The sequence below is a fragment of the Litchfieldia sinesaloumensis genome (assembly GCF_900156865.1).
GTDB classification, from domain to species: domain Bacteria; phylum Bacillota; class Bacilli; order Bacillales; family Bacillaceae_L; genus Ferdinandcohnia; species Ferdinandcohnia sinesaloumensis.
In genome coordinates this window covers 3,581,327-3,589,262 of the sequence record NZ_LT732529.1, presented here as the reverse complement: position 1 = coordinate 3,589,262, position 7,936 = coordinate 3,581,327, and the positions used below count along the sequence as shown (strand labels likewise).

The 7,936-nt window shown below is 40.7% G+C and carries 3 protein-coding genes and 1 rRNA gene; all 4 read right to left on the bottom strand.

What is annotated here, in order from left to right:
* Positions 1-178: 178 nt before the first annotated feature.
* A 16S ribosomal RNA gene (locus tag CZ490_RS17540) occupies positions 179-1,730 on the bottom strand.
* Positions 1,731-1,993: 263 nt separating this feature from the next.
* The gene (locus tag CZ490_RS17535; RefSeq protein WP_077620121.1) at positions 1,994-3,064 is read right to left on the bottom strand and encodes an HD-GYP domain-containing protein; all 1,071 of its coding nucleotides are present in this window, start codon (positions 3,062-3,064) and stop codon (positions 1,994-1,996) included.
* A 92-nt stretch (positions 3,065-3,156) separates the two neighbouring features.
* Positions 3,157-5,667, bottom strand: coding sequence for a DNA gyrase subunit A (gene gyrA, locus CZ490_RS17530; protein WP_077620120.1), 2,511 nt, complete (start codon positions 5,665-5,667; stop codon positions 3,157-3,159).
* 329 nt (positions 5,668-5,996) lie between these two features.
* A complete protein-coding gene (gyrB, locus tag CZ490_RS17525; protein ID WP_077621105.1) occupies positions 5,997-7,919 on the bottom strand; it encodes a DNA topoisomerase (ATP-hydrolyzing) subunit B in 1,923 nt (640 codons plus the stop codon).
* Positions 7,920-7,936 lie beyond the last annotated feature (17 nt).

The following is a 7,936-nucleotide window of genomic DNA, read 5'->3' as shown; positions in this document are numbered from 1 at the left end:
CTCGAACTCCTTGCTTCTCGTGCGCCTAAAGTTGTTAAAAGAACTTTTACTACTTCAATGAATGTTTTGTTACGTTATCTAGTTTTCAAGGAACGACTTTGAGAGAAAAAGCACTCTCAAAACTGACCACAATACAAAGCGTCTTTTTATGAAGTTCGTAGAACTTCAGTTTCCTTAGAAAGGAGGTGATCCAGCCGCACCTTCCGATACGGCTACCTTGTTACGACTTCACCCCAATCATCTGTCCCACCTTAGGCGGCTGGCTCCTTGCGGTTACCCCACCGACTTCGGGTGTTACAAACTCTCGTGGTGTGACGGGCGGTGTGTACAAGGCCCGGGAACGTATTCACCGCGGCATGCTGATCCGCGATTACTAGCGATTCCGGCTTCATGCAGGCGAGTTGCAGCCTGCAATCCGAACTGAGAATGGTTTTATGGGATTCGCTTAACCTCGCGGTTTCGCTGCCCTTTGTACCATCCATTGTAGCACGTGTGTAGCCCAGGTCATAAGGGGCATGATGATTTGACGTCATCCCCACCTTCCTCCGGTTTGTCACCGGCAGTCACCTTAGAGTGCCCAACTAAATGCTGGCAACTAAGATCAAGGGTTGCGCTCGTTGCGGGACTTAACCCAACATCTCACGACACGAGCTGACGACAACCATGCACCACCTGTCACTTATGTCCCCGAAGGGAAAGCCCTATCTCTAGGGATGGCATAAGGATGTCAAGACCTGGTAAGGTTCTTCGCGTTGCTTCGAATTAAACCACATGCTCCACCGCTTGTGCGGGCCCCCGTCAATTCCTTTGAGTTTCAGTCTTGCGACCGTACTCCCCAGGCGGAGTGCTTAATGCGTTTGCTGCAGCACTAAAGGGCGGAAACCCTCTAACACTTAGCACTCATCGTTTACGGCGTGGACTACCAGGGTATCTAATCCTGTTCGCTCCCCACGCTTTCGCGCCTCAGCGTCAGTTACAGACCAGAGAGCCGCCTTCGCCACTGGTGTTCCTCCACATCTCTACGCATTTCACCGCTACACGTGGAATTCCGCTCTCCTCTTCTGCACTCAAGTCCCCCAGTTTCCAATGACCCTCCACGGTTGAGCCGTGGGCTTTCACATCAGACTTAAAGGACCGCCTGCGCGCGCTTTACGCCCAATAATTCCGGATAACGCTTGCCACCTACGTATTACCGCGGCTGCTGGCACGTAGTTAGCCGTGGCTTTCTGGTTAGGTACCGTCAAGGTACCGCCCTATTCGAACGATACTTGTTCTTCCCTAACAACAGAGCTTTACGACCCGAAGGCCTTCTTCGCTCACGCGGCGTTGCTCCGTCAGACTTTCGTCCATTGCGGAAGATTCCCTACTGCTGCCTCCCGTAGGAGTCTGGGCCGTGTCTCAGTCCCAGTGTGGCCGATCACCCTCTCAGGTCGGCTACGCATCGTCGCCTTGGTGAGCCGTTACCTCACCAACTAGCTAATGCGCCGCGGGTCCATCTGTAAGTGGTAGCTAAAAGCCACCTTTTAATTGAAGACCATGTGGTCTTCGATGTTATCCGGTATTAGCTCCGGTTTCCCGAAGTTATCCCAGTCTTACAGGCAGGTTACCCACGTGTTACTCACCCGTCCGCCGCTAACTTTTGGGAGCAAGCTCCCAAAAGTTCGCTCGACTTGCATGTATTAGGCACGCCGCCAGCGTTCATCCTGAGCCAGGATCAAACTCTCCAATAAGAGTATTGATTGCTCAATAGTTTGTTACCAAAATTAAAAACGTTGACGCTTGTATTATGTTTAGTTTTCAAAGAACTTTTTTCATCGCCCTGAAGCGACTTTATTAATATATCACATTATCATAATTGAAGTCAATTACTTTTTTAAAATAATATTTGATAAATGAATAAGCCTTTTGAATTATAGATGCAATCGTCTATTAAATCAAGTACTAATTTTACCTTTAAGAGAATTTAAAGAGAAAACCCCCAGATTGGAGGTTACTAAATAATTTCATTTATATAAATGTCCCGTTTTTCTCTTAAATCTAGAAATTCATTATCGCTCAGTTTGAGTAATGGTCTTGTCGGTTGAGAGTGATCAATAAACATCACCTCTCCAGTTTGTCCATCTGAAAGTTTTACTTTCAACCCTATATTGATTTGACCAAACCCCGTTGTTAGGGCATCTACAACTTTCATATCAAACTTTCCAAATGAGTCTCGTTTAATTTCCTCGAGTACCTTGAAATGAGATTGACGGTTACTGTAAGGACGATCACTGGTCATGGCTGAATATACATCGGCAACTGCAATGATTTTTCCAAATGGATGCATTTTCTCTCCAGTAATTCCAAGGATATAGCCAGTCCCATCCATTCGTTCATGATGCTGGATAACAGCTAATTTTACACTATCCTTTACAAGTGGTATCTTTTCTATCATTCGATAACTGTATAGAGGGTGCTTTTTTACTTCGTTATATTCTGTTAACGTAAGTGAAGAGTTTTTTAATAGAATTTTAGAGTCTATTTTTGCCATTCCACAGTCACAAAGCAATCCCGCTATTGCAAGATGATAACATTCACTCTCACTATATTGCAGTTTACTACCTAAATATCCTGAGAGCAAACCTAAAGTGACAGAATGATGGTACATATAATCTTCTCGACTTGTATATCTGTTCAGGGTGGATAATTCATCTGGCTGATCGAGTATTCGTTTAAATAAAGGAATGATAATTTGACGTACCTTGGCAATATCCACTAAAGCACCAGCCTGCCAACTACTGAATAATTGTTTGTATTGAGTTACAGACTTGAGGTAGTCTTCCACTATTGTATTCTTTTCTTCAATAACTTCTATTTCTTCTATGATTTGCTCAGTTGGCGTGAACGGATCCCCGTTGATTAGAAAAGATTCTACTTGTACATCTTGTAATAAAAATGCATGAAGAACTTGAATATGTTCAGTACTTAGTACAGTTTTTTTAGGGATGATTGGTTTATTTGTTAAGGAAAATACGTCATTCGATACAATGCATCCTTCTTGTAATTGACTTGTCCTTACACGCATTCTGCTTCGCCCTCTTCTTTCGTTCAAATACTAGTATTATTTTACCAAAAAAAGAGAAACACTGCACCGCAGCATTTCCCTTTTTACTAAATTTATTCATTTTCTGTTTCTTCATTCACTGGTTGCTCTTCAACTACTACATCATCATCTAACTCTAATTCAGGGTCCACTTCTTCTTCTTTCTCAACAACTGCAACTGTTGCTACATGTTCATTTTCATCTAAGCGAATCAACTTAACCCCCTGTGTTGTGCGTCCAATTTGTGAGATATCGTTAATTGACATTCTAATTAAGACACCCGCTGCGGTAATCAACATGAGGTCATTCTCTACTGTAACAGCTTTTACTGCAATTACTTTACCATTCTTATCAGTAATATTAACAGTTTTTAGACCTTTACCACCACGGCTTTGGATTCGGTATTCACTGGCTGGAGTTCGCTTTCCATAACCATGTTCAGTTACAATTAAGACATCTAAGTTATCTTCTAGTATCTCCATCCCAACAACTTCGTCATCTTCAGACAGGTTGATCCCTTTAACCCCGGCAGCTGTACGCCCCATTGACCTTACGTCTGACTCTGGGAATCGTATGAGCATGCCATCCTTCGTACCGATGATTATGTCTTTTGACCCATCAGTAAGGCGAACAGAAATAAGTTCGTCACCTTCATGTAAGCCAACAGCTATTAACCCGCCTTTTCGAATATTAGCGAATGATGATAGCGGAGTTCGTTTTGAAATACCTTTTCTAGTTGTAAAGAATAAGAACCAATCATCCACTAGTTCAGATACAGGAATAATCGCATTGATCCATTCTTCCTTATCGATTTCTAGTAGGTTAATAATAGGAATACCTTTTGCAGTTCTACTATACTCAGGGATTTCATACCCTTTTAATCGATAGACTTTACCTTTATTTGTGAAGAATAGAATTGTATCATGGGTTGATGTAGATAGAAGATGTTCGACAAAATCATCTTCATTTGTTCCCATACCTTGAATACCTCGACCACCACGTTTTTGACTTCGGTATGTTGAAACAGGTAGGCGCTTAATGTATCCTTTGTTTGTCAGAGTGAGAATAATATTCTCTCTTGGGATTAAATCCTCATCTTCAATCATTTCAAGCCCGCCTGCTACAATTTCTGTACGTCTTTCATCGTTAAAACGCTCTTTTATTTCTAATAGTTCTTCGCGAATGATTTCTAGAACTTTTTCTTCGTCCGCTAAGATGGCCTTTAATTCTGCAATTAATGCTACAAGCTCTTGGTATTCAGCTTCAATCTTATCACGCTCTAAGCCTGTTAAACGTTGTAAACGCATATCCAGGATTGCTTGTGCTTGTTTTTCAGACAAATTAAATCTTGTCATTAAACCTTCACGAGCAATGTCTGTGTTTTCAGAACCACGAATTAACGCAATAATCTCGTCTATATGGTCTAATGCAATTCGCAAGCCTTCTAAAATATGTGCTCTAGCTTCAGCTTTTCGAAGTTCAAATGCTGTTCTGCGTCTGATTACAACAACTTGGTGATCTAAGTAATATTGTAAACATTGCTTTAGATTAAGTACTCTTGGATGCCCATCATATAGTGCAAGCAAATTGATTCCAAATGTTGTTTGCAAAGCAGTATGTTTATATAAGTTATTTAAAAGGACGTTCGCATTGGCATCCCTTCTAACTTCCATTACGATTCTCATACCATTTCGGTCTGATTCATCACGTAAGTCAGTGATTCCATCTATTTTCTTATCACGAACTAATTCTGCAATTTTTTCAATCAACTTAGCTTTATTTACTTGGTAAGGTAATTCTGTTACAAGAATAACTTCCTTACCATTCTTCATTTCTTCAATTTCTACCTTTGCACGTAAGGTAATTGAGCCTTTTCCAGTTTCATAGGCCTTTCTTATTCCACTTCTACCAAGGATATGTCCTGCAGTAGGGAAGTCTGGACCTGGTATAATATCCATTAATTCCGCAATAGTAATTTCGGGATCCTTACTGATTGCTAGTACACCATCAATGATTTCACCTAATTGGTGTGGTGGAATATTTGTTGCCATACCTACAGCAATACCTGATGCACCATTTACTAAAAGGTTAGGAAATCGAGCAGGAAGAACAGCTGGTTCCTTCTCTGAACCGTCGTAGTTATCCTGGTAATCAATGGTATCCTTGTTTATATCACGTAATAATTCCATTGATATTTTAGACATACGTGCTTCCGTATAACGCATCGCTGCAGCTGAATCACCGTCAACTGATCCAAAATTCCCATGACCATCCACTAACATATAACGGTAGTTAAAGTCCTGGGCCATACGAACCATTGTATCGTATACAGCAACATCACCATGTGGATGATACTTACCAATTACCTCACCTACGATACGTGCTGATTTTTTATAGGCCTTTTCAGCAGTCATACCTAAGTCGTTCATTGCATAAAGAATACGGCGATGAACCGGCTTTAAACCATCGCGAACATCTGGTAGAGCACGTGACACAATAACACTCATCGCATAATCTAGGAATGATGTTCTCATTTCTTGGCTAATATTAATCTCGTGAATATGCGAATTTTGATTTTCTGACATTAAAAGAAACCTCCCTTATCAGGGGTATAAAATAAAGTGAGACTTCCTTCAGTGGGGTTTTCTACCTCACTGAAGGTTAGTCGAACCAATCGTGCATTTATAGCAATTGCTCATTCACTTTTATTCGGTCGTGAAGTACGGCTTACTGCTAGTTAATGCTTAATAAATTTGGATTCTTATTTTAACCCATTCAAATATATAACCAAAACACAGGATAGTAACGAAAGGCGCCAGATACCATATCGGTAACAAGCATAAGCATTTTTAGCTTATGACTTCAAAACGACGGCACCTAGAGCTAGATTTCAAAACTATCCTGTAAAATATCATTAGACATCCAAGTTTTTTACGTATTGTGCGTTCTCTTCAATGAAATTACGTCTAGGTTCAACCTTATCACCCATCAGCATTTCAAATGTTTCGTCTGCGTCAATTGCATCCTGGAGGGTAACCTGTAGCATTGTTCGGTTATCAGGATCCATTGTTGTTTCCCAAAGCTGTTCAGGATTCATTTCACCAAGACCCTTATATCGTTGGATACCAGGTTTTGGGTTTGCTGGTAATTCCGCTAAATATTTTTCAAGCTCACGGTCATTATATGCGTATTCGACACGTTTACCTTGTTGAATTTTATATAAAGGTGGTTGAGCAATATAGATAAACCCATGCTCAATAATCTTACGCATAAACCGATAGAAAAACGTCAATAATAAAGTCCGAATATGTGCACCATCAACGTCTGCATCTGTCATGATGACGACTTTATGATAACGGGCCTTAGTAATATCAAAATCTTCACCAATACCTGTTCCTAACGCAGTAATCATAGAACGTACTTCATTATTAGATAAAATTCGGTCTAGTCTTGCCTTCTCAACGTTTAGGATTTTCCCTCTAAGTGGGAGGATTGCTTGGAAGTGACGATCACGACCTTGTTTTGCAGAACCACCCGCTGAGTCACCCTCAACGATATAAAGCTCACTTATAGAAGGGTCTTTCGAAGAACAATCAGCAAGCTTTCCTGGTAGGCTTGAAACCTCTAGTGCACTTTTTCTTCTCGTTAATTCACGAGCCTTTTTCGCAGCCATTCTGGCTCTAGATGCCATTGTTCCTTTTTCAACTATTTTTCGGGCAACTGAAGGGTTCTCCATAAGGAACGCTTCAAACTTATCAGAGAAAATAGATTCGGTAACCGTTCTAGCTTCACTATTTCCTAACTTTGTTTTTGTTTGTCCTTCAAATTGAGGATCCGGATGTTTAATTGAAATAATCGCGGTGAGTCCTTCACGAACATCATCACCCGTTAAATTTGCATCATTATCTTTAAAGATATTATTTCGACGTGCATAGTCGTTGATTATGCGAGTAAGGGCTGTTTTAAATCCTGATTCATGTGTTCCACCTTCATGCGTGTTGATGTTGTTTGCAAAGGAATAAATATTACTCACATAACTATCGTTATATTGAAGTGCGATTTCTACCGCAATACCTTCCTTTTCACCTTCTACAAACACTGGCTCTTCATGAATCACTTCTTTCGTACGGTTTAAGTGTTCAACGTACGATTTAATTCCACCTTCATAATGATATTCTTTACGCTTGTTTTCTTCACGTTTATCCTCAATTGTGATTTTAACACCTCTCGTTAAGAAGGCTAATTCACGTAGGCGATTTGCAAGTGTATCAAAATCATACTCTAGAGTTTCAGTGAAAATCTCACCATCTGGCTTAAAGTGTGTAGTTGTACCTGTATGGTCAGTCTCACCAACTACTTTAAGCTCAGATACAACATGACCGCGTTCAAAACCAATATAGTGAATCTTCCCATCACGGTGTACATATACCTCTAGGCTTGTGGAAAGCGCGTTAACAACAGATGCACCAACTCCGTGCAATCCACCGGAAACTTTATAACCACCGCCGTCAAATTTACCACCCGCGTGGAGAACAGTCATAATAACCTCTACTGCTGGACGTCCCATTTTTTCATGAATCCCAACAGGTATACCACGGCCATTATCAATAACGGTAATACTATTATCTTCTTCTATGATGACATTAATCTCAGTACAATAGCCTGCTAGAGCTTCATCAATACTATTATCGACAATTTCCCAAACTAGATGGTGCAGACCTTTTCCTGAAGTAGAACCAATATACATTCCTGGTCGCTTTCTTACTGCCTCTAGACCTTCTAGTACCTGTATTTGATTCTCATCATAATCTTGTTGTTGTAATTCTTTTTCTTCCATTGCCACCAATATCACCT